1 protein-coding gene is annotated in these 341 nt (G+C 63.0%); it reads left to right on the top strand.

What is annotated here, in order from left to right:
• A partial coding sequence (locus EE949_RS25730; protein WP_122666880.1) for an aminotransferase class I/II-fold pyridoxal phosphate-dependent enzyme occupies window positions 1-341 on the top strand: 341 nt, incomplete at both ends.

Here is a 341-nt window from a genome sequence, read left to right as displayed (position 1 = left end):
GGCCGAGGGCGAGCAGACCGCTTCGCTGTACCTGCCGATGGAAGGCCTCGCGCCTTATCGTCAGGCGGTGCAGACCCTGCTGTTCGGCGAGAACAATCCGGCCGTGCTCGCCGGCCGTGTGGCCACGATCCAGACCGTGGGTGGTTCCGGCGCGCTGAAAGTGGGTGCCGACTTCCTCAAATATGCGTTTCCGGATTCGCAGGTCTGGGTCAGCGATCCGACCTGGGAAAACCATAACGCGCTGTTTGGCGGCGCGGGTTTCAAGGTCAACACCTATCCCTACTTCGATGCCCAGACCGGCGGCGTGAAGTTCGACGCCATGCTGGATGCCCTGCAGCAAT

Source organism: Pseudomonas viridiflava (assembly GCF_900602065.1).
In the GTDB taxonomy this organism is placed as follows: Bacteria; Pseudomonadota; Gammaproteobacteria; order Pseudomonadales; family Pseudomonadaceae; genus Aquipseudomonas.
Note: the sequence above shows the minus strand (reverse complement) of the source record. Positions and strands in the feature narration are given on the sequence as shown.